The organism is Actinoplanes rectilineatus (genome assembly GCF_000962825.1).
In the GTDB taxonomy this organism is placed as follows: domain Bacteria; phylum Actinomycetota; class Actinomycetes; order Mycobacteriales; family Micromonosporaceae; genus Actinoplanes; species Actinoplanes rectilineatus.
This window is the reverse complement of the sequence record NZ_JZKF01000299.1, coordinates 1-229: the sequence shown is the minus strand read 5'-3', so window position 1 is coordinate 229 and position 229 is coordinate 1. Positions and strand designations below refer to the sequence as shown.

The window sequence follows — 229 nt, the reverse complement described above, 5'->3', positions numbered from 1 at the left end:
CCCGAGTGCAGTACCATCGGCGCTGGAGGGCTTAGCTACCGGGTTCGGAATGTAACCGGGCGTTTCCCCTCCGCTATGACCACCGTAACAGCCATCAGCAGAACCAACCAGCAACCCGAAACCTTCGTTCCGGGGTGGTTGTTCGTTTGCTGTGAATCACACAGTGGACGCGTAGCACAAAGTTTAGGGTGGTTAAGCCCTCGGCCTATTAGTACCGGTCAACTCAACA

General features: G+C 55.9%; 1 rRNA gene. It reads right to left on the bottom strand.

What is annotated here, in order from left to right:
• Positions 1–87, bottom strand: a 5S ribosomal RNA gene (rrf, locus tag WH85_RS46490); the annotation flags it as partial.
• Between the last annotated feature and the right edge of the window lie 142 nt (positions 88–229).